The 19,912-nt window shown below is 76.6% G+C and carries 15 protein-coding genes, 1 tRNA gene and 2 pseudogenes; 11 read left to right on the forward strand and 7 right to left on the reverse strand.

Annotation, left to right across the window (positions count from 1 at the left end; translation table 11 throughout):
• Window positions 1-77: 77 nt before the first annotated feature.
• From GC089_RS17135 to dcd, 3 genes are all read right to left on the reverse strand, one after another.
• Window positions 78-539, reverse strand: a complete 462-nt coding sequence (locus GC089_RS17135) for a hypothetical protein (RefSeq protein ID WP_155378650.1) — start codon at window positions 537-539, stop codon at window positions 78-80.
• 80 nt (window positions 540-619) lie between these two features.
• Window positions 620-1,771, reverse strand: a complete 1,152-nt coding sequence (locus tag GC089_RS17140) for a hypothetical protein (RefSeq protein ID WP_155378651.1) — start codon at window positions 1,769-1,771, stop codon at window positions 620-622.
• 3 nt (window positions 1,772-1,774) lie between these two features.
• The gene (gene dcd, locus GC089_RS17145) at window positions 1,775-2,350 is read right to left on the reverse strand and encodes a dCTP deaminase (protein WP_155378652.1); all 576 of its coding nucleotides are present in this window, start codon (window positions 2,348-2,350) and stop codon (window positions 1,775-1,777) included.
• 380 nt (window positions 2,351-2,730) lie between these two features.
• Here dcd and GC089_RS20270 point away from each other — a divergent pair.
• The 3 genes and pseudogenes from GC089_RS20270 to GC089_RS17160 all read left to right on the forward strand — a co-directional run.
• A pseudogene (locus GC089_RS20270) lies at window positions 2,731-2,853 on the forward strand (hypothetical protein); the annotation flags it as partial.
• Between the two features lie 149 nt (window positions 2,854-3,002).
• Window positions 3,003-3,743, forward strand: a pseudogene (locus tag GC089_RS20275) (MFS transporter); the annotation flags it as partial.
• A gap of 103 nt (window positions 3,744-3,846) precedes the next feature.
• Window positions 3,847-6,456, forward strand: a complete 2,610-nt coding sequence (locus tag GC089_RS17160) for a LuxR C-terminal-related transcriptional regulator (protein ID WP_155378654.1) — start codon at window positions 3,847-3,849, stop codon at window positions 6,454-6,456.
• A gap of 132 nt (window positions 6,457-6,588) precedes the next feature.
• Here the strand turns inward: GC089_RS17160 and GC089_RS17165 are convergent, their stop codons facing one another.
• The 3 genes from GC089_RS17165 to GC089_RS17175 are packed head-to-tail and all read right to left on the reverse strand — an operon-like array spanning window position 6,589 to window position 9,769.
• Window positions 6,589-7,119 carry an Ig-like domain-containing protein gene (locus tag GC089_RS17165; protein ID WP_196250748.1) on the reverse strand — a complete coding sequence of 177 codons (531 nt, stop codon included), beginning with the start codon at window positions 7,117-7,119 and terminating at the stop codon, window positions 6,589-6,591.
• Window positions 7,062-8,420 (reverse strand): hypothetical protein, encoded by a 1,359-nt coding sequence (locus tag GC089_RS17170; RefSeq protein WP_196250749.1) that lies wholly within the window; start codon window positions 8,418-8,420, stop codon window positions 7,062-7,064. Before GC089_RS17170 ends, GC089_RS17165 begins: the two co-directional genes overlap by 58 nt.
• Entirely contained in the window at window positions 8,342-9,769 is a 1,428-nt protein-coding gene (locus tag GC089_RS17175; protein ID WP_155378657.1) for a hypothetical protein, read from the reverse strand. The genes GC089_RS17170 and GC089_RS17175 overlap by 79 nt, the downstream gene beginning before the upstream one ends.
• A gap of 506 nt (window positions 9,770-10,275) precedes the next feature.
• Here GC089_RS17175 and GC089_RS17180 point away from each other — a divergent pair.
• The 3 genes from GC089_RS17180 to GC089_RS17190 all read left to right on the forward strand — a co-directional run bounded on the left by GC089_RS17180 (window position 10,276) and on the right by GC089_RS17190 (window position 15,080).
• Window positions 10,276-12,744 (forward strand): GH36-type glycosyl hydrolase domain-containing protein, encoded by a 2,469-nt coding sequence (locus GC089_RS17180; RefSeq protein WP_155378658.1) that lies wholly within the window; start codon window positions 10,276-10,278, stop codon window positions 12,742-12,744.
• A 41-nt stretch (window positions 12,745-12,785) separates the two neighbouring features.
• A complete protein-coding gene (locus GC089_RS17185) occupies window positions 12,786-13,823 on the forward strand; it encodes an aldose epimerase (protein WP_155378659.1) in 1,038 nt (345 codons plus the stop codon).
• 120 nt (window positions 13,824-13,943) lie between these two features.
• The gene (locus GC089_RS17190; RefSeq protein WP_155378660.1) at window positions 13,944-15,080 is read left to right on the forward strand and encodes a GNAT family N-acetyltransferase; all 1,137 of its coding nucleotides are present in this window, start codon (window positions 13,944-13,946) and stop codon (window positions 15,078-15,080) included.
• A gap of 169 nt (window positions 15,081-15,249) precedes the next feature.
• Here GC089_RS17190 and GC089_RS17195 read toward each other — a convergent pair whose 3' ends face one another.
• Window positions 15,250-15,849 carry a GNAT family N-acetyltransferase gene (locus GC089_RS17195; RefSeq protein WP_155378661.1) on the reverse strand — a complete coding sequence of 200 codons (600 nt, stop codon included), beginning with the start codon at window positions 15,847-15,849 and terminating at the stop codon, window positions 15,250-15,252.
• Window positions 15,850-15,930: 81 nt separating this feature from the next.
• Between GC089_RS17195 and GC089_RS17200 the strand changes: the two genes are divergently transcribed.
• The 5 genes from GC089_RS17200 to GC089_RS17220 all read left to right on the forward strand — a co-directional run bounded on the left by GC089_RS17200 (window position 15,931) and on the right by GC089_RS17220 (window position 19,856).
• A tRNA-Gly gene (locus GC089_RS17200) sits at window positions 15,931-16,001 on the forward strand.
• Between the two features lie 113 nt (window positions 16,002-16,114).
• Window positions 16,115-16,549, forward strand: coding sequence for a ChaB family protein (locus GC089_RS17205; RefSeq protein WP_155378662.1), 435 nt, complete (start codon window positions 16,115-16,117; stop codon window positions 16,547-16,549).
• 94 nt (window positions 16,550-16,643) lie between these two features.
• Complete coding sequence (locus tag GC089_RS17210) at window positions 16,644-17,324, forward strand: TetR/AcrR family transcriptional regulator (protein WP_155378663.1); 681 nt, start codon at window positions 16,644-16,646, stop codon at window positions 17,322-17,324.
• A 13-nt stretch (window positions 17,325-17,337) separates the two neighbouring features.
• A complete protein-coding gene (locus GC089_RS17215) occupies window positions 17,338-18,225 on the forward strand; it encodes an ABC transporter ATP-binding protein (protein ID WP_155378664.1) in 888 nt (295 codons plus the stop codon).
• The gene (locus GC089_RS17220; RefSeq protein WP_155378665.1) at window positions 18,222-19,856 is read left to right on the forward strand and encodes an ABC transporter permease; all 1,635 of its coding nucleotides are present in this window, start codon (window positions 18,222-18,224) and stop codon (window positions 19,854-19,856) included. Before GC089_RS17215 ends, GC089_RS17220 begins: the two co-directional genes overlap by 4 nt.
• The last annotated feature ends 56 nt before the right edge of the window (window positions 19,857-19,912 follow it).

Here is a 19,912-nt window from a genome sequence, read left to right on the forward strand (position 1 = left end):
CCGGACGGCCCTTCCTCCCGGCCGTGGACCGGCGTGCGCGGGTGCCGGGCTGGGGTCGGCTCGGGGCGAGCCGGGCGTCAGCGCGACGTGGCGACGAGCTTGTTCGCGGTCGACAGCACGACGGCGTCCTCGGCGAAGCCCGCGGCGCGGCCGCTCAGGAAGGACGGGCCGTGGTCGGCCGCCCACTCCCGCCACGACGCGCCCCCGACGGCGCCCGCGAAGGCGCCGGCCGCGCCCGCCAGGCCGGCGAGCACGACGGCCGGGACGCGGCGTCGCTCGACGAGCGCGAGCGCGACGGCACCGCCGGCGCCGGACAGCAGCCGGCCGGTCAGCATCGGCGGGACCAGCCGGCTCGGCAGGCCGGGCAGCTTGTCCGTGACGGTCTCCCCGACGAGCGCGGCCCGCGCCAGCGTGCGCGCGAGCGCGGGACCGACGCCCCGCCTGCCCTCCGTCGCGGCGAGCACGGGCACCGCCACCCCGACGGCCGCCCGTCCGCCGGCGGCCAGACCGAGCGCTGCAGAACGCACGAGAGCTCCCATGCCTCGTGTCTACCGGCGCGCGAGCGAGGCGGCATCCCGAGGGCGCGCCCTCCCGGACGTGCGACCCGGACCCGCCGGCGTCAGAGGTCCGCCGGGTCCACCAGGAAGTCGGCCTCGTCGGCGATCTCGCCGCCGAGCTCGGCGTGCAGCACGCGCGCGATGGCCGACACGAGCGGCGCGGACCGGCTGCGCGCGACCCGGTGCTCCAGCGTGGGGCGCTCCTGCTCCAGCTGCTCGATCTCGCGCGGCTCCCAGCGGACGCGGTACGCGACCACCCCGTCCGCCACCCACGGCAGGCCCTCCAGCAGCGGCGGCAGCTGCTCGGTGGCGGCCACCTCGACCGCGAGCATGCCGTCGACGCCCAGGTCGACGAGCACCCCGAACGCCTCCGACGGCGGGGGTGCCGCGAGCATGAGCTCGTCGTACGCGTCGGCCTCCGCCATGAGCCGGTGCCGCTCGGCCTCGTCCGCGACGCCGTACCGCTCCAGCGCGGCGCGCAGGCCCGACCCGCCCGCCTCGGGCGAGCCGCCCACGGCCCCCTGCGAACCGCGCCCGGTGCGCGACGCCGGTCCCTGCCACGCACCCGGCGTCGGCACCGACAGGTACGCGCGCGGCTGCACGCGCTGCACGACGCCCAGCACCTCGTCCGGCTCGAGCCAGCGCGGCGTCAGGACGGTCAGGTCGGTCGACGCGTCGGGGTCGGGGGTGAGGATCGCGCCGGTCTGGGTGCGCACGGCGCCGCCGAGCCGGCGCGCCGCGGCCACGAGCCACTGCACGACGCGCTCCTCCTCCCGCACCGGCAGCCCGTCGGGGAAGGCGCGCTTCAGGCCGTCCCGGTCGCCACCCGGCCACGGCCGGTCGCCGCGCTCGCGGGGTGCGGAGAGCACCCACACGGTCCGCGTCGTGCCGGGCAGCCCCAGCGCGACCGCGTCCTCGACGCCCACCGCGTAGGGACCGGCGAGCGACGAGAGCCGCGCGAGCCGCAGCGCCCGCACGGCCGCGGGAGCGGCGCCGCGGGGCACGGCCCGGATGCCGAGCGCGGCGGTCACCGCGGGCAGCACACCGGTGCGCGCGGACGCCTCGGGCGCGGGGGCGTCCTCCCAGCGCACGTTGCGGAACCGGCTGGAGGCGAGCACCTCGACCTCGTCGGGCTCGACCCCGTCGGGCAGCGCGAGCAGGTGCCGCTCGGCGAGCGTCGGGTCCTGGACGGGCAGCGGCGGCAGGTCGGCCACGCGTCAGACCTCCGTCCGGTGGAACCCCTGCCAGGACCGCGAGGCCGTCGGCCCCCGCTGCCCCTGGTAGCGCGAGCCGTAGGCCGGCGACCCGTAGGGGTTCTCCGCCGCGGACGACAGGCGGAAGAAGCAGAGCTGGCCGATCTTCATGCCGGGCCACAGCTGGATCGGCAGCGTCGCGACGTTCGACAGCTCGAGGGTCACGTGCCCGGAGAAGCCGGGGTCGATGAACCCGGCCGTCGAGTGCGTGAGCAGGCCGAGGCGCCCGAGCGACGACTTGCCCTCGAGGCGGGCCGCGACGTCGTCCGGCAGGGTCACGCGCTCGAACGTCGAGCCGAGCACGAACTCCCCCGGGTGCAGCACGAACGGCTCCCCCGGCTCGACCTCGACCAGCCGCGTCAGGTCGGGCTGCTCCGCCGCGGGGTCGATCACCGGGTACTTGTGGTTGTCGAACAGCCGGAAGTACCGGTCGAGCCGCACGTCGATGCTGGACGGCTGGATCATCGCCGGCTCGTACGGGTCGAGGGCCACGCGCCCGGACTCGAGCTCGGCGCGGATGTCGCGGTCGGAGAGCAGCACGCGCCCACGGTAGTGGCCCCGCCCGCCCACCGTGCGCGGCCGTCCGCGTCCCCGTGCGCGGCCGTCCGCGTCCCCCGGGTGCGGACCCGCGACGCCACCCGATCGGGCGTGCCGACACCCCGGGGACGCCGCGCGGTGCCCGTCGAACCGGTTGCTACCGTGGCGGCGTGGTGGGGACCGACGGCCGGGAGGCCGCGCAGCGGGTCCCCCTCGTCGGATCCCTCGCGCTCGTCGCCGCCGCGCTCGCCGCCTGCTACGGCGCGGTCGTCGCGGTGCTGCTGCCGGCGCAGGTCGCCGCGCTCGACCCGGCCGCGAAGGTCGGCAACCTCGCCCTCGTCAGCACCGTGTCGTTCGCGTGCACCATCGCGGCGCAGCCGCTCGTGGGGGCGCTCAGCGACCGCACGCGCGGGCGGTGGGGGCGGCGCGTGCCGTGGGCGGTCGCCGGGGCGCTCGTCGCGGCGGCCGGGCTGCTCGCGCTGGGCGGTGCGACGACGCTCGCCGCGGTCACGGTGCTCTGGGTGGTCGCGCAGGTGGCGCTCAACGGGCTCGACGTCGCCACCTCGGCCGTCGTCCCCGACGAGGTCCCCCGCAGCGACGCGGCCGCGCCGTCGCGCTCATCGGGTTCGGTGCGGTCACGGGCGGCGCCGTCGCGGTGCTCGCGGCGGGGGCGTCCGCGGGGCGTCCGGCACCGGTGTGGGCAGGGCTGGCCGTCGCGGTCCTCGTCGCGACGTCCGTGTTCGTGGTCGTCGACGCGCGCCGCCGCCGGCTCGCCGTCGCCGACCCGTCCGCGCGCCCGCCCGACCCCGTCCGCGGGCCGTTCTGGCGCGGTCTGCTCGTCGACCCGCGCACCGAGCGGCGGTTCACCGACGCGTTCGTCTCCCGGCTGCTGTTCGTCCTGGCGTACCAGCTCGTCTACGCGTTCCAGCTGTACGTGCTCACGGACCACGTGGGCGTGCCGCCCGAGGCGGCCACCGCGCTCACGGGCGTGCTCACCGCCACGACGCTCGTGGCCGTGCTCGTCGCGGTCGTCGTGACCGGCTGGTGGAGCGACCGGGCCGGCACGCGCACCCCGTTCATGGTCGGCGCGTGCGGCCTGCTCGCGGTCGCGCTGCTCGTGCCGCTCGCGGTGCCGACGACGGGCGGGATGGCCGTCTTCGCGGTGCTCAAGGGGCTGGCGTTCGGCGCGCACATGGCGTCCGGGACGGCCCTCGTCACGGAGGTGCTGCCGGCGGGCGGTGCGAGCGCGGGCAAGGACCTCGGCCTGTACAACGTGGCGACGAACCTGCCGCAGACCCTCGCACCGGCGGTCGCGGCGACGGTCGTGGCGCACCTCGGCGGCTACCCGGCCCTGTTCGTCACGGCCGCCGGTGTCGCCGTGCTCGCGCTGCTCGTCGGCGTGCGGCTCGCACGGCGCGGCACGGTCCCCGGCCCGGCCCCGGCCCCGGCCCCGGCGACGCGACCCGGGAGCGGCCGGTCGCCGCCGGGCGGGGGCGCGCATGAGCGACGTGCCCCCGGGGCCGGCGCGCGACGTGCCGGCGCTGCACGGCGCACCGCGCCTGCCGTCCTGGGCCGTGCCGCGCCCCCGGCTGGTCGCCGCGCTCGACCGGGGCGCACCGCTGACCGTCGTGCGCGCCCCTGCGGGCGGCGGCAAGACGGTGCTGCTCGCCGAGTGGGCGCGTGCGTCCGCCGACCCCGGGCTGCGCGGCGCCTGGGTGCCGGTCGCGGCGCCCTCGCCCGGGCGGCTGGCCTTCTGGGGCCAGGTCGCGGCGACGCTCGTCGACGCCGGGCTCGTCGCGTCCGACGGCCCGCTCGGCGACGCGGTGGCGTCGCTCGCGGAGGTCACGGACCTGCGCGGCTTCCTCACGCGCGCGTTCACGCGGCTCGGACCGGTGACGCTCGTCGTCGACGACGCCGACCGGCTGGACGAGGACGTCGTCGACGACCTCGTGCACGTCGTCGCGGGCGTGCCGGACGTGCGCGTCGTCGTCGCGTGCCGCTCGGTGACGGCCTTCGAGTCCGCGCAGGTGCGCCTGGTGCTCGACACGCTCGTGCTCGACGGGGCCGCGCTCGCCCTCACGGTCGAGGAGACGGCCCAGGTCCTCGGGGTCGACGCCGACCGGGCGGCGGCGGTGCGGCAGGCCACCGACGGCTCCCCGCTGGCCGTCCGCGCGGTGCTGCTGGAGCGCGAGGCGGGCACGGAGGTGGACCCGCGGCAGGCGCTCGAGCAGCTCGTCACGTCCGCCGTCGACGCGCTCGACGCGCCCACGCGGGAGTTCGCGGCCACGACCGCGACGGCCGACGTCGTCCCGCCGGACCTCGCGCGCACGCTCACCGGCACGGACGACGCCGACGCCCTGCTCGAGCGCGTCGCGCACCTCGGCCTCGGCACGTGGACGCACGTGCCCGGCGGCCGCGCCCTCACGTACACCTCGGTCGTGCGGCACGCGCTGCGCGCCCGGCTGCGCCGCGAGGACCCCACCCGCTTCCGGGCCCTGCGGCGCGCGGTCGCGGTGTGGGCCGACGCGCACGCGCGCCCCGTGGAGGCGGTCGAGGCGGCCGTCGACGCCGAGGACCTGGACCTGGTGACCGCGGTGCTGCGCCACCACTGGCGCGCGTTCCTCGCCGAGCACGCCGGCACGGTGCGGCGCACGGTCGCCCCGCTGGGCCTCGTGCGGCTGCGCCGCCACCCGGTGATCCTGTTCCTGCTCGCGCTCGGGCACAACGCCGACCGCCGGTCGCGGGCGCGTGCGGTGGCGCTGTTCGGCCTCGCGACGGCGACGGCACGCGCGCAGCGCCGCCGGGCGAGCGCGCCCGACCGGGTCGCGATGCGGCTCATCGAGACCGTCGCGCTGCGGGTGACCGGCCGCGCGGGCGCCGCCGCGCACGCCGGGGACGACCTGCTCGCCCTCCTCGACGACCTGGCCCCGGCGGACCGCACCGAGGTCGAGGACCTGCTGAACACCGCGTACCTGCACACCGCGATGGCGTACCTGTACGACGGGCGCCCCGACGACGCGGTGGCGGCGGCCGAGCGCGCCCTCGCCGAGGCCCGGCACGACCTCGGGCACCTGGGTGCGCTGTCGCTGCTCGGCGGGGTGCACGCGCTCACGGGGTCGCTCGAGGCGGCCGAGGGGTACGCGGCCGACGTGCGGGCGCGCCGCTGGCCGGAGGGCGCCGTGGACGGCTACACCGGTGCCCTGCACCAGGTCGCCGAGGCCGTCCTGGCGCTCGAGGCGCTCGACCCGGCCCGCGCGCAGGCGCACCTCGACCGGCTGGCGCCGCACCGCGAGACGATCGAGCACTGGCCGCTCCTCGCGCACGTCCAGGCGCACGTCGACCTGCTGACGTCCGGCGCGGAGACGGCGCTCGAGCGGCTCGCCGCGACACGGCGCACGCAGGCCCGCCGCCAGTCGACGCACCGGGCGACCGGTGCCCTGCTCGACGCGACGCACGCGCTGCTCCTGACGGCCGCGGGACGTCCGCTGGCGGCCCTGGCGGCGCTGCCCGACGCACGTCCGGTCACCCCCGCCCTCGCCGTCGCGCAGGCCCGCGCGGAGCTGGTCGCGGGGCGGCCCGCGCAGGCGGTGGTGTCGCTGGCCGCCGCGGGGGCGACCGGCGGTGCGTCGCTGCGCACGCAGACCGAGCACGCGCTGCTCGAGGCGGCGGCGCTCGCGGCGGAGGGCCCCGAGGAGCAGGCCGTCCCGGCGCTGGCGCGCGCGCTCGCGCTGCTGCGGGTGCACCACCTGCGCCTGCCGCTCGTGCTCCTGCCGGCACGCGACCGGTCGCGGCTGGCCGCCCTCGCGGCCGCGCACGGCCTGCCGCACGCCGACGTCCTCGCCGCCGCGCTGCCGGCGGTGCTGCCGGACGCCGCCGCCGCCCCGGAGCTCACGCCGCGCGAGGAGGTCGTGCTGCGCGCGCTCGCCCGTACGGGCTCGACGTCGCAGATCGCGACGGAGCTCGTCGTGAGCCCGCACACCGTGAAGTCCCAGCTGCGCACGCTGTACCGCAAGCTCGACGCGACGTCCCGGTCCTCCGCGCTCGCGGCCGCCCGCGCGCACGGGCTGCTCGACGCGGACGCCGCCGACGGGGCACCGCACGGCGGCTGAGCCCCACGGCGGCCGGCCCGGCGCGGGGACCCGGTCGCCGCACCCACCGCCCGCCACCGCGCCACGCCGGACGCACGCGGGCCCCGGTGCCGCTGCTCGACACCGGGGCCCGCGCGTCAGGCGGTCAGGACGTCAGCCCTCCGCGCCCCGGCGCCGCAGCACCAGGGCCCCGGCGCCGCCGAGCACGAGCAGCGCGGCGAGCGCCGCGAGCCCGAGGCCCGCCCCACCGGTCACGGCCAGCGGGGACGTCGGTGCCGCCGCCGGCGTCGCGCCGGGCGTCGGCGCGGGGGTCGCCGCGGCGTACGCGACGCGCGCGACGGCCTCGGTCGGGTTCCCCTCGACGTCGCTGACCCGGTAGCGCACGGGCGACGGGTCGCCGGTGAAGCCCGCGGCCGGCGTGAACGTGAGCGCCCCGGTCCGCGCGTCGACGGTCCACGTGCCCTCGCCGGGCACCGTGAGCGTCAGCACCTCGGCGCCCGACGCGTCGAGCAGCCGCACCGACGTCGGGTCGAGCGCGCCGCGGTCGTTGCCGACGACGTCCACCGTGGCGGGGGTGCCGGCGGGCACGCCCTCGCGGACGTCGTCGAGCGCGCGCGGCAGGTAGGTCACGACGACCTGCGCACCGGCCGTGCCGCCCGCGGCGTCCTGCGCCTCGTAGCGCACGGGCGTCGGGTTGCCCCAGAAGCCGTCCTCGGGGTGAACGTCGCCGTGCCGGCCGTCGTGTCGACGGTCCACACGCCCTCGCCGGGCACGCGCAGCGTCGTGACGCGCTCGTCCGTGGCGGGGTCGACGAGGCGCAGGGTCGAGGCGAGCAGCGCGCCCGCGTCGTTCGGCAGCACGTCGACGGTCACCGGCGTGCCGAGCTCGTTGCCGCGGCTCTCGTCGGGGTCGGCGACCGGCTGGTACGTGACCGTGACGGTCGCGGCGACGGTGTCGCCCGTGGTGTCCGTGACCTCGTAGCCGACCGGCGCGGGGTTGCCCGTGAACCCGTCCTCGGGCGTGAACGTCACCGCACCCGTCGCCGGGTCGACCGTCCACGTGCCCTCGCCCTCGACGACGAGCGTGGTGACGCGGTAGGCGCCGTCCACCAGGACGACGGACGTCGGGTCCATGTCGCCGGCGTCGTTCGCCAGGACGTCGACCGTGACGGTCTCGCCGATCGTGTTGCCGAGGTCGGTGTCGTCCGTCGCGTCCGGCACGTAGCCGACCGTGACGGTGGCGGAGACGGTGTCACCGGTGCTGTCGGTGACCTCGTAGGTCACGGGAGCGGGGTCGGTGAGAAAGTCCGGCTCGGGCGTGAACGTCACGGCGCCCGTGCGCGGGTCGACCGTCCAGCGGCCCTCGCCCTCGACGACGAGCTCGGTCACGCGCTGGGTGCCGCGCACCAGGACGACGGACGTCGGGTCCAGGTCGCCGCGGTCGTTGGCGAGCACGTCCACCGTCACGACGTCCCCGATGGCGTTGCCGAGGTCCTCGTCGGCGACGGCCTCGGGCACGTAGCCCACGGTCACCGTCGCGGTGGCGGTGAGCCCGTCCTCGTCGCTCACGCGGTACGTCACCGGCGCCGGGTCGACCTCGAACCCGTCCTGCGGCGTGAACGTGATCTCACCGGTGGTCGTGTCGACCCGCCAGGTGCCCTCGCCCTCGACGACCAGCTCCGTGCCGGCGGGCTCGCCCGCCGCCGCGTCCCACAGCACGACCGACGACGGCACGAGCGCGCCGCTCACCGCGCGGTCGTTGTCGAGGACCGGGACGCGGACGACGGAGCCGATCGCGTTCTCGAGGTCCTCGTCGTCCTGCGCCACCGGCGGGCCGACGACCGTGACCGAGGCGGTCGCGGCGTCGTCCGCGTCGTCGCCGCGGTCCGTCACGGAGGCCGTGTTCGTCAGGACCGTGTTGGGCGCGTCGGTGACCTGCTGGGCGTAGACGACCGTGAGCGTCTCGCCGACGTCGAGGCCGCGCACGCCGTCCGCGTCACCGCCCTCGGGGCGTAGGGGCGCGCGCACACCAGGGCGTCGGGCATCGGGTCGCCGACCCCCGCGTCGCAGGTGACCGGACCGCGCTCGAGCGCGTCGTTGGCGCCGCCGCTGACGGCGATCGAGCGGATGCTCGTGCGGCCCGCGCCCGGCACCGTGTCGGCGAGCGTGACGACGTCGCCGCGCGTCATGGCCGCCGGGCCGGCGTTGCGCACCGTGACCGTCCACACGAGCGTGGACCCGACCGGTGCGCGCGTGGAGCCGGCGGGGGCGCCCTCGACGGCCACCTGCTTGGTCACCGCGAGGTCGTACGCGCACTCGACCCAGTCGAGCACGATGGAGCCGTTCGCCCCCGCGCCGACGCCGGTGACCCGCCCGACGGCCGTGGAGGAGACGTCGCGCGCGCCGGCGCCGACCGCGCTGGACCCGCCACCGCCGCCACCGCCCGCGACGGTGTTGATGCCGTTCTGGCTGTTCTGGATGACGGTCGAGGCACCGCCGCCGGCGCCGAAGAAGCCGCCGCCGCCACCGCCGCCGGCGTCGAAGTTCGGGTCGTACGCGCCGGCGCCGCCGGTGCGGCCCACTCCCGGCAGGCCGTCGAGCGAGGCGTCCGTGCTGTGCGCGCCCCCGGCGCCCGGGCCGGTGGTGCCGCCGCCCTCGCCGCCGCCGACGACGATGCCCGGGCCCTCGTACCCGGCCGTGCCCGCGGTACCCGCGACGACCGTGCCCGCGGCGGACGGCAGGCCGGCGTCGCCGCCGAAGCCGTCCTGGGTCACCGAGTGCCCGCCGCCGCTGCCGCCGCCACCGCCCGCGAGGACGGCCGGCGCCTGGGGGTCGGGCGTGCCGAGGAAGAGGACCGAGTAGCCGCCGCCCCCGGCGCCGCCGTGGTCGGACGCGGCCGTGCCGCCCGCACCTCCGCCGTTCACGCCGCCGTCGCCGCCGATCCGGCCGCGGTACTGCTGCCCGCCGCCGCCGACCGTGCCGCTGTAGGGCGTGCCGGGCAGGACGTCGAACGTCGCGGTGATGCGGGCGGCCCCACCGTTGGAGCCGCGGCCGTCGGCACCCGCGGCGCCGCGGCCGCCGGCGCCGCCCGTGACGGTCGTCGTGACGGCGCAGACGCCGTCGGGCACCGTGCCGGCGACCGTGTCGCCGACGGCGAAGACCCGGTCGGGCGCGGCCGGCGCGGGCGCGGCGAGCGCCGCCGCGGGGACCGCGACGACGGACGCGAGCGCGAGTCCGAGGGTCGTCAGCGTGGCGGCGCCGGTGCGGGCCGCGTGTGCGGCCCCGCTCGGGCGTCGGGTGGTCCGCGCACGTGACGCGGGCAGCCTCTTGGGCACGTGGTCCTCCAGGTTCGGGTGGGCGCGCCCTCTCCCGCGGCACCGCGACGGCGGGCGGCGGTCCGGACGCTCGTGGGTCCGGGGGCGGGCGCTCGTTCGATGCTCGGGCTGCGGAGAGCGCCTCCCGTGCCGTCCCGGACCCTTTTCACACCCGACTTCACACCGGCCCCGCCGGACCCCTCCCGGTACGTCCGGATCGTCCGTCTGCGCAGGTCAGCGGCGCTCCGCGCGTGACGTGCACCGGCTCGGCCGGGCCGGTCGCGCCCCCGGGCCGGCGCCGCGCGTCCCCGTCGCCCCCGGCTGTGAAACCTGCCGACCCGTTCCGGGCCGGGGCACCGGCGGCTATGCTGTCGGACGACACGCGTGGGAGCGCTCTCGCGCACCGGCGCAGGACCAGAACAGACATCACGACCAGGTACCCGAGCAGGGCCGCTGACCTGGGCCGCACCGCTCGGTGCCGACCCGTGCCGACGGCCACGTGCGACGGCGCACGCGAGAGGCATGCCATGCGTTTCGGCCACTTCGACGACGAGGCCCGCGAGTACGTCATCACGACGCCCCACACGCCCTACCCCTGGATCAACTACCTGGGGTCGGAGCGGTTCTTCTCGCTGCTGTCGCACCAGGCCGGCGGGTACGCGTTCTACCGCGACGCGAAGATGCGCCGCCTCACGCGGTACCGCTACAACAACATCCCCGCCGACGCGGGCGGCCGCTACCTGTACGTGCACGACGAGGGCGACGTCTGGACCCCGTCGTGGCTGCCGGTCAAGGCGGACCTCGACCACTTCGAGACGCGCCACGGCCTCGGGTACTCCCGGATCACCGGTGAGCGCGGCGGCCTGCGCGTCTCGACGCTGTTCTTCGTGCCGCTCGGCGAGGACGCCGAGGTGCACAAAGTCACCGTCACCAACACGTCCGACGCCGAGAAGACGGTCACGCTCTTCTCGTTCGTCGAGTTCTGCCTGTGGAACGCCCAGGACGACCAGACGAACTACCAGCGCAACCTCTCGATCGGCGAGGTCGAGGTCGAGCAGGACGGCCCGCACGGGTCGGCGATCTACCACAAGACCGAGTACCGCGAGCGCCGCGACCACTACGCCGTGTTCGGCGTGAACACGCGCGCCGACGGCTTCGACACGGACCGCGACACGTTCGTCGGCGCGTACAACGGGCTGGGGGAGGCCGCCGTGCCGCGCGCCGGGGCGTCGGCGAGCTCGGTGGCGTCGGGCTGGTACCCGATCGGCTCGCACTCGGTGCGCGTCACGCTGGCCCCGGGCGAGTCCCGCGACCTCGTCTACGTGCTCGGCTACCTGGAGAACCCGCAGGACGCGAAGTGGGCGGACGACGCCCACCAGGTCGTGAACAAGGAGCGCGCGCACGCGCTGCTGGGCCGCTTCGCGACCACCGAGCAGACGGACGCCGCGTTCGAGGCGCTGCGCAGCTACTGGACGGACCTGCTCTCGACGTACTCGGTGCGCTCGACCGACGAGAAGCTCGACCGGATGGTCAACATCTGGAACCAGTACCAGTGCATGGTCACGTTCAACATGTCGCGCTCGGCGTCGTTCTTCGAGACCGGCATCGGCCGCGGCATGGGCTTCCGCGACTCGAACCAGGACCTGCTCGGCTTCGTCCACCTGGTGCCCGAGCGCGCGCGCGAGCGCATCATCGACATCGCGTCGACGCAGTTCCCCGACGGCTCCGCGTACCACCAGTACCAGCCGCTGACGAAGCGCGGGAACAACGACATCGGCTCGGGCTTCAACGACGACCCGCTGTGGCTCATCGCCGGCACGGCGGCGTACGTCAAGGAGACGGGCGACTTCTCGATCCTCGACGAGCCGGTGCCGTTCGACAACGAGCCGGGCTCGGAGGTGCCGCTGTTCGAGCACCTCACGCGCTCCTTCGAGTTCACGGTCACCCACCGCGGCCCGCACGGCCTGCCCCTCATCGGGCGCGCCGACTGGAACGACTGCCTGAACCTCAACTGCTTCTCCACGGAGCCGGGCGAGTCGTTCCAGACCACCGAGAACAAGGGCGGCGGGGTCGCCGAGTCCGTGTTCATCGCCGCGCAGTTCGTGCTCTACGGCGCCGAGTACGCCGAGCTGGCCGAGCGCCGCGGGCTGACCGAGGTCGCGTCGCAGGCCCGCAAGGTCGTCGACGAGGTCCGCCAGGCGGTCCTCGAGCACGGCTGGGACGGCCGCTGGTTCCTGCGCGCGTACGACTACTTCGGCAACCCCGTCGGCACCGACGCCAAGCCCGAGGGCAAGATCTGGATCGAGCCGCAGGGCTTCGCCGTCATGGCGGGCATCGGCGTCGGCGACGGCCCGGACGACGCCGACGCCCCGGCCGTGCAGGCGCTCGACGCGGTCGGCGAGATGCTCGGCACGCCGCACGGCCTGGTGCTGCAGTACCCCGCGTACACGACGTACCAGATCGAGCTGGGCGAGGTCTCCACGTACCCGCCGGGGTACAAGGAGAACGGCGGCATCTTCTGCCACAACAACCCGTGGGTGATCATCGCCGAGACCGTGCTGGGCCGCGGCGACCGCGCCTTCGACTACTACCGGCGCATCACCCCGGCATACCGCGAGGAGATCAGCGACGTGCACCGGCTCGAGCCGTACGTGTACGCGCAGATGATCGCGGGCAAGGAGGCGCCCCGCGCCGGTGAGGCCAAGAACTCCTGGCTCACGGGCACGGCGGCGTGGAACTTCGTCGCGGTCTCGCAGCACCTGCTCGGGGTGCGCCCGGACTACGAGGGCCTGGTCGTCGACCCGCAGATCGGCCCCGACGTGCCGTCGTTCACGGTCACGCGCGTCGCCCGCGGCGCGACGTACGAGATCACGGTGACGAACTCCGGTGCGCGCGGCTCGCGCGGGCGGCTCGTGGTCGACGGCGCACCCGTCGACGGCAACCTCGTGCCCTACGCGCCGGCCGGCAGCACCGTCCGCGTCGAGGTCACGCTCTGACGCGGTCCACACCGACCGTCACGCCGCCCGGGGGCACCGACATGACGCTGATCGAAGCGATCGACACGCTCGACGCACCCCTCGTCCGCCCGCAGCCGCGGGCGGGCGGGGGGCCGTCCCCGCTGGTCCCGCCGGACCCGCGGGTCGTCACGGTGCGCAGCGACGTGTGGGAGCTCGACGTGCTCCCCGCGACCGGTGCGTGCCTGGCGGCGGGGCGGGTGCGCACGGCGGACGGCGTCTGGAAGGACCTGCTGCGCCCGACCCGGCGCACGCACCTGGGCGACCCGGAGAAGACCGCGAGCTTCCCGATGGTGCCCTGGTCCAACCGGATCCGCGGCGGCGTGCTGCCGTACCGCGGCCGCAGGTGGCAGCTGCAGCGCAACGCGGCGGACGGCACGGCGATCCACGGCGCGTCCCGGTACGCCGCGTGGGACGTGGTCGGGCGGACCGACGGCGCGGTGGCGCTCCGCCTGGACTCCTCCGAGCTCGTCGGCGTGAACTTCCCGTGGCGCTTCGTCGCCTCCGTGACGTACGCCCTGCTCGGGCCGACGCTCACGGTGACGACGACCGTGCGCAACGCCGACACCGAGCCGTTCCCGGCCGGCTTCGGCCACCACCCGTACCTGCGGCGCACGCTGCTGCCCGTCGGCGCCCCGGCCGCGGAGTACCCGCTGACGGCGGGTCCGGTCGTGCACGTGCCCGCGTCGGCGGGGTACCGGCTCTCGGCGGCGATGGCCACCGGAGCGGCCGGCGAGCTGCCGCTGCGCGCCGACTACCGGACGCCGCGCCCGCTCGGGACCGCGTTCGTCGACGACGTCGTGACCGGGCTCGTGCCCGGCGCACCGGTCCGCGTCGACTACGAGGACGACGGCGTCACCGTCGAGATCGGCATGGACCCCGTGTACGAGCACCTCGTCCTGTACGCGCCGCGGCGCCGCTGCTACTTCGCCGTCGAGCCCGCGACGAACGTCAACGACGGGTTCACGCTGCACGACGCGGGCGTGCCGGGCACGGGCGTCTTCGAGCTCGAGCCGGGCGAGGAGCGCACGGGCGCGTTCACGATCACCGTCCGCGGCTGACGGGCGGCGTCCGTCGCTGACCGGCAGCGTGCACGGGCCGCGGACCACAGGGCGCGCCGCCCGTGCCGGGTCGGCGAAAACAGCTCGTCGGGCACCCGGTCCGCGGGCCACGCTGGCGGGATGAGCACCACCGGCACCGACGTCGTCGCACGGCCCTGGCGCGTCCTGCCCGCGCCGCCCGCACCCGCGTCGCCCGACGACGCCGACGCGTGGCCCTACGCGGGCGTCGCCGAGGTGTCCCGCCGCGTCGAGCTCGCGACGTGGGGCTGGGACGACCTGCACTCCCCCGTCCCCGTGCTGCTGCCCACGCTCCGGCCCAACCCGTACCGCGACGTCGCCGTGTGGGTCGCGGTGCTCGACGGTCCCGACGCGCCGGGCGCGGACGACGTCGTCGGCTTCGCCCGCGCGCTGCTGCCCCGCACGGCGAACACGCACACGGCGGAGGTCGAGGTGTGCGTGCTCCCCGAGCACCAGGGGCGCGGCGTCGGCTCGGCGCTGCTCGCCGCCGTGGAGGAGCACGCGCGCGCCGGCGGTCGCACGACCCTGCACACGTGGTCGGGCCACAGCCCGGAGCCGGAGCCGGGACCGGGCGCCCTGACCGCACCGACCGGCACGGGCCGCGCCCCGGCCGACGCGCGCGCCGTGCGGTTCGCGCTCGCGCGCGGCTACGTGCTGGAGCAGGTCGAGCGGTACTCCGTCCTCGAGCTCCCCGGCGACCCGGGGCACCGGGCCGCGCTCCTCGCGGACGCCCGCGCGCACGCCGGCGACGACTACCGGACGCACACGTGGCACGACGAGCTGCCGGCGGACCGCCTCGGCGACCTCGCCGAGCTCTGGACCCGCATGAGCACCGACGTCCCGCTGGGCGGGCTCGACCTGCAGGAGGACCGCTGGGACGCCGAGCGGGTGCGGACGCTGCTCGACCGCATGGCCCAGCGGCACCAGCACGTGCTGCTCACGGCGGCGGAGCACGTGCCGTCGGGCCGGCTCGCCGCCTTCACCTGGCTCCAGGTGCCGCGGCCGGACGTGCCGTTCGCGTTCCAGCAGGACACGCTCGTGCTGCGCGAGCACCGCGGCCACCGGCTCGGGATGCTCGTCAAGGCCGTCAACCTCGACGCGTTCACCGCGTGGCGGCCCGGCGAGCGGCGAATCCACACGTGGAACGCGCAGGAGAACGACCACATGCTCGCGATCAACGTCGCCCTCGGCTTCCGGCAGGCCGGCGTCGCGGCGGCCTGGCAGCGCACGGGCCTCTGACACCGGGAGCCCCTCGTCCACGTGGTGGACGAGCGCCGTCACGACCCCGTGGTCGTGCGACGGACCGACGCCGTCGACGCCGCTGATGACGGGGTCGGCGACGGCCGGTCCCGCCATCCGGACCGCACCGCCGGGGTGGCCGCGTGAGCGCGCGGGCCGTCGGGACCCGTCAGCGCAGCGGCAGGACCATCCGGTGCCCCCAGCCGTGCGACGCGTGCCGCCGCATCCCGATCCGCTCGTAGAACGCGATCGCGCCGGTGTTGCGCGCCGCCACGCCGAGGTGCAGGCCCGGCACGCCGCGCTCGCGCAGCGCGTCGGCGAGCGTGCCGAGGAGCCGGCGCCCCCAGCCCTGCCCCTGCAGGTGCGGCAGCAGGTCGACGTGCAGGTGCGCGGGGAACCCGTCGGGCACGTCGGGCGGCTCACGGTGGTGCAGCTGGCGGACGAGCACGTGGTCCTCGCTGCCGTCGTGCGGGTCGGGGCGCTCCGGGTAGCGCGCGCGCAGGCCGGGCCACCAGTGCGTCGCGGTCCACGCCTCGAACGCCGCGGTGTCGGCGGTGCCGACGACGTACCCGCCGACCCCCTGCTCGTCCGTCACCACGAACGTCAGCCCGGGGTCGGCCAGCGGGTACGGCCCGGCGTAGAGGTGCCCGAGCAGGTCCGGGTCGCGGTACAGGGGCGTCGCGTCGCGCCCCGCGTCGCCCGTGCGCAGGCACACCCGGTACAGGCCGGGCTGGTCGGACGGGTGGTAGGGGCGCAGGACGGCGGGCACGCGACGAGCCTGCCACGCGCGTCGCGACCGGCGCCGTGGATTGGGTAGGATCGTCGGCGCACGTCCCCTCGGGGCCGTCGCGCGGGTGTAGTTCAATGGTAGAACTTCAGCTTCCCAAGCTGACAGCGCGGGTTCGATTCCCGTCACCCGCTCCCTCCAGGGCCAGGTCAGGACGTCGTCCGACCTGGCCCTGACGCATGTCCGGGTGCGGAGCCCGACGGACGGCGGGACGATCGTCGGGTCGGTGCGACCCGAGGAGGCGACCATGCCGAAGACCGCACGTTCCGGGAAGGCGAAGCAGGACGAGATCCCGTCGACGCTGCAGCGCTCGGACGAGAAGGCGCAGCGCACGTTCGCGAAGACGTACGACTCGGCGATGGAGTCGTACGACGGCGACGAGCAGCGGGCCGCGCGCGCCGCCTACGCGTCGCTCAAGCACACGCACGAGAAGGTGGGCGACCACTGGGAGCCCAAGGAGGAGAACGGTCCCTCCGACTCCCGCGCGGAGGGCGGCGGCCCGGACGGCGACGCCCCGACCGCGGGCGGCGTCGACGCGAACGCGAGCAAGAAGCACCTCTACGACGTCGCGTCGCGCCTCGAGATCAGCGGCCGCTCGCGCATGACCAAGGACGAGCTCGTCGAGGCGATCGGCAAGGAGAACGACCGGCGCTCGCGGAAGGCCCGCGAGCAGGACCGCTGACGGCGACGCCCGCCACTCCCCCGGCGACGCGCTGAGGAGCGCCTGAGCACCACCCCCTTGCCACCGGGCTGAACGCGTGGTTAGCCTACTGAACATGCGGTCAGCCACCCCGTCCGACGACCTCACCGCCCGCGCGCGCATCCGCGACGCCGCGATCGCGCGGTTCGGCCGCGACGGGTTCGGCGTCAGCCTGCGGGCCATCGCGCAGGACGCCGGCGTCAGCGCACCCCTCGTGCTCCACCACTTCGGCTCCAAGGACCGCCTGCGCGCGGAGTGCGACGCGCACGTGCTCGCGACGATCGCCTCGCACAAGGCGGACGCGGTCGGCCCGTCGGGTCCCGACCACCTGCTCGTCGACCTGGCGCAGGTCGAGTCGTTCGCGCCGCTGGTCGCGTACGTCCTGCGCAGCGTGCAGCACGGCGGCGAGCTCGCCCGCACGTTCGTCGACGCCTTCGTCGCGGACGCGGAGGAGTACCTGCGCGCCGGCGTCGCGGCCGGCACCGTCCGCCCCAGCCGCGACGAGCGCGCCCGCGCCCGGTTCCTCACGCAGCAGGCGATGGGCGGCCTGCTCGTCGCGCTCACGCTCGAGCCCGCGCAGGACCCCACGCAGCTCGGCGCCCGCCTGCGCGCCCACATGGACGCCGTCGCGCTGCCCGCCCTCGAGCTCTACACCGAGGGCCTCATGACCGACCGGCGCATGCTCGACGCCTACCTCATGTACGTGACGGACCCGCCCGGGGGCACGCCCGCCCCCGACCCCACCCCGTCGTCCTGAGAGAAGACCCGCCATGCCCGTCGTCGACGTGCACGACCTGACCAAGTCCTTCGGCACCGTCCGCGCCCTCGACCACCTCGACCTCACGGTCGAGGCCGGCGAGGTGCACGGCTTCCTCGGCCCCAACGGCGCCGGGAAGACCACCACCCTGCGCGTGCTGCTCGGGCTCATCCGCGCCGACTCCGGCAGCGCCCGCGTCCTCGGCGCGGACCCCTGGGCCGACGCCGTCGCCCTGCACCGCCGCACCGCGTACGTCCCGGGCGACGTCACGCTGTGGCCGCAGCTCACCGGCGGCGAGACGGTCGACCTGCTGCTGCGCCTGCACGGCCGGCACGACCGCCGTCGGCGCGACGAGCTGCTCGAGCGCTTCGCCCTCGACCCCACCAAGAAGGCACGCACCTACTCCAAGGGGAACCGGCAGAAGGTCGCCCTCGTCGCGGCGCTCGCGAGCGACGCCGAGCTGCTCGTGCTCGACGAGCCGACGTCGGGCCTCGACCCGCTCATGGAGCTCGTGTTCCAGGAGTGCGTCGCGGAGGCGGCCGCCGCCGGGCGGACCGTGCTGCTGTCCAGCCACGTGCTCGCCGAGGTCGAGCGGCTGTGCGAGCGCGTGACCATCGTCCGCGAGGGCCGCACGGTCCTCACGGGCTCCCTCGCCGAGCTGCGCGCGCTGCACCGCACGAGCGTCAGCGCGACGACCGACGCCGACCCAGCCGCCCTCGCCGCCCTGCCCGGCGTGCACGACGTGCGCCGCGACGGCGGGCGCGTGCAGCTCGCGGTCGACGACGACGCGCTCCCGCAGCTCCTGGCAGCGCTGGCCCGGGCGGGTGCGCGCGGGCTCGTCGCGACGCCGCCGTCGCTCGAGGAGCTGTTCGTGCAGCAGTACGCGGGGGTGGCGCGGTGACCGCCGTGCTGCAGCGACCCGCCCCGGTCGCCGAGCGCACGCACGACCTCACCGGCGTCGGCACGCTCGTGCGGGTCGGGCTGCGCCGCGAGCGGGTCCGCCTCGCCGTGTGGGTCGCCGCCCTCGGCGGGTTCCTCACGCTCGTCGCCACGTCGCTCCAGGAGGTGTACCCGAACCCGGCCGCGTGGCAGGGACGCGCCGCGATCATGCGGGAGCCGTCCGGTGCGCTGCTGAGCGGACCCGGCTACGGCCTGGACGACTACACGGTCGGTCCGATGGTCGCCAACGAGATGCTCGGCATGCTGGCCGTCGCGGTCGCGCTCATGTCGTCCTTCCTCGTCGTGCGGCACACCCGCGCCGAGGAGGAGCAGGGCCGGCTCGACCTCGTCCTCGCGGGCGTGGTCGGGCGGCGTGCGCCGCTCGTGGCGGCGCTGGTGCTCGCGGTGGTCGCGGACGCCGCCGTCGCGGTGGCCCTGGTGGCCGGGATGCTCGCGGCGGGCCTGCCCCTCGCCGGGTCGCTCGCCGTCGGCGCCGGCGTGGGCGCGGTCGGGCTCGTCGGCGCCGGGCTCGCGGCCGTGACGGCGCAGCTGACCTGGCGCGCGCGGACCGCCAACGGGCTGGCGTCCGCCGCCGTCGCGCTGGCCTACGTGCTGCGCGGCGTCGGCGACGCCCGGCAGCAGGGCGGCAGCGCGCTGTCGTGGGCGTCACCGATCGGCTGGGCGCAGCAGACGCGCGCGTTCGTCGACGAGCGCTGGTGGCCGCTGCTGCTCGTGCTCGCGCTGGCCGCCGCGCTCGTCGCCGTCGCTCTCGTGCTGGGGCGTCGGCGCGACGTCGGCGCGGGCCTGCTGCCCGAGCGCCGGGGGCGCGCGCGGGCGTCGGCGGCCCTGCGCAGCCCGCTCGCGCTCGTGGCCCGCCTGGAGCGCGGCGCGCTCGTCGGCTGGGCGGTCGGCCTCGCCGTCATGGCCGTGCTCACGGGGTCGCTCGTCGAGGGCGTGGTGGACGGCCTCGAGGCCGACCCCGCCCTCGCGGACGTGTTCGGCGCCACCGGCGACGACGTGGTGCTCGGCATGCTGTCGGCCTTCCTGGGCTTCCTCGCGATGGCCGTCACCGTGTTCGCGGTCGTGGCCGTCCTGCGCGCGGGCCGCGAGGAGGCGCGCGGGCGGGCCGCGACCGTGCTGGCGGCCGCGGTCAGCCGGCCGGCCTGGCTCGGCGCGCACCTGGTGGTGGCGGTCGCCGCGGCCGCGGTCCTGCTGGTGCTGTCCGGCACGGCGCTCGGCGCGGGGGCGGTCGCCGTCACCGACGACGCCGGCCTGGTCGGCGACCTCGCCCTGGCCTCGCTGGTGCACCTGCCCGTCGTCGCCGGGTTCGCCGCGCTCGCGGCGCTCGTGCACGCGCTGCGCGCGCCGACGTGGACGCTGTGGCTGGTCGTCGTCGCGAGCGTCGTCGCCGGCCTGTACGGCGGGCTGCTGGGGCTGCCGCGCGCGGTGCTCGACGCGGTGCCGTTCGCCCTGGTCCCGGCCGCACCGGCCGAGGCGTTCGACGCGGGTGCGGTGCTGGCCGTGAGCGCGGTCGCCGTGCTGCTGTCGGCCGCGGCCCTGGCCGTCCACCGCCGTCGCGACCTCGCCGCCTGACGGGCCCGGTCGCGCCCGGCTCCTGAGACGTGCGTGAGAGGGGCGTCCCCGCAAAC

The organism is Cellulomonas sp. JZ18 (assembly GCF_009720485.1).
Taxonomy (GTDB): domain Bacteria; phylum Actinomycetota; class Actinomycetes; order Actinomycetales; family Cellulomonadaceae; genus Cellulomonas.

Coding starts and splice junctions, on each gene's coding strand:
- GC089_RS17135 (WP_155378650.1), bottom strand. CDS start 539: ATGGGAGCTCTCGTGCGTTCTGCAGCGCTCGGTCTGGCCGCCGGCGGA.
- GC089_RS17160 (WP_155378654.1), top strand. CDS start 3,847: ATGAGCGACGTGCCCCCGGGGCCGGCGCGCGACGTGCCGGCGCTGCAC.
- GC089_RS17180 (WP_155378658.1), top strand. CDS start 10,276: ATGCGTTTCGGCCACTTCGACGACGAGGCCCGCGAGTACGTCATCACG.
- GC089_RS17185 (WP_155378659.1), top strand. CDS start 12,786: ATGACGCTGATCGAAGCGATCGACACGCTCGACGCACCCCTCGTCCGC.
- GC089_RS17190 (WP_155378660.1), top strand. CDS start 13,944: ATGAGCACCACCGGCACCGACGTCGTCGCACGGCCCTGGCGCGTCCTG.
- GC089_RS17205 (WP_155378662.1), top strand. CDS start 16,115: ATGCCGAAGACCGCACGTTCCGGGAAGGCGAAGCAGGACGAGATCCCG.
- GC089_RS17210 (WP_155378663.1), top strand. CDS start 16,644: ATGCGGTCAGCCACCCCGTCCGACGACCTCACCGCCCGCGCGCGCATC.
- GC089_RS17215 (WP_155378664.1), top strand. CDS start 17,338: ATGCCCGTCGTCGACGTGCACGACCTGACCAAGTCCTTCGGCACCGTC.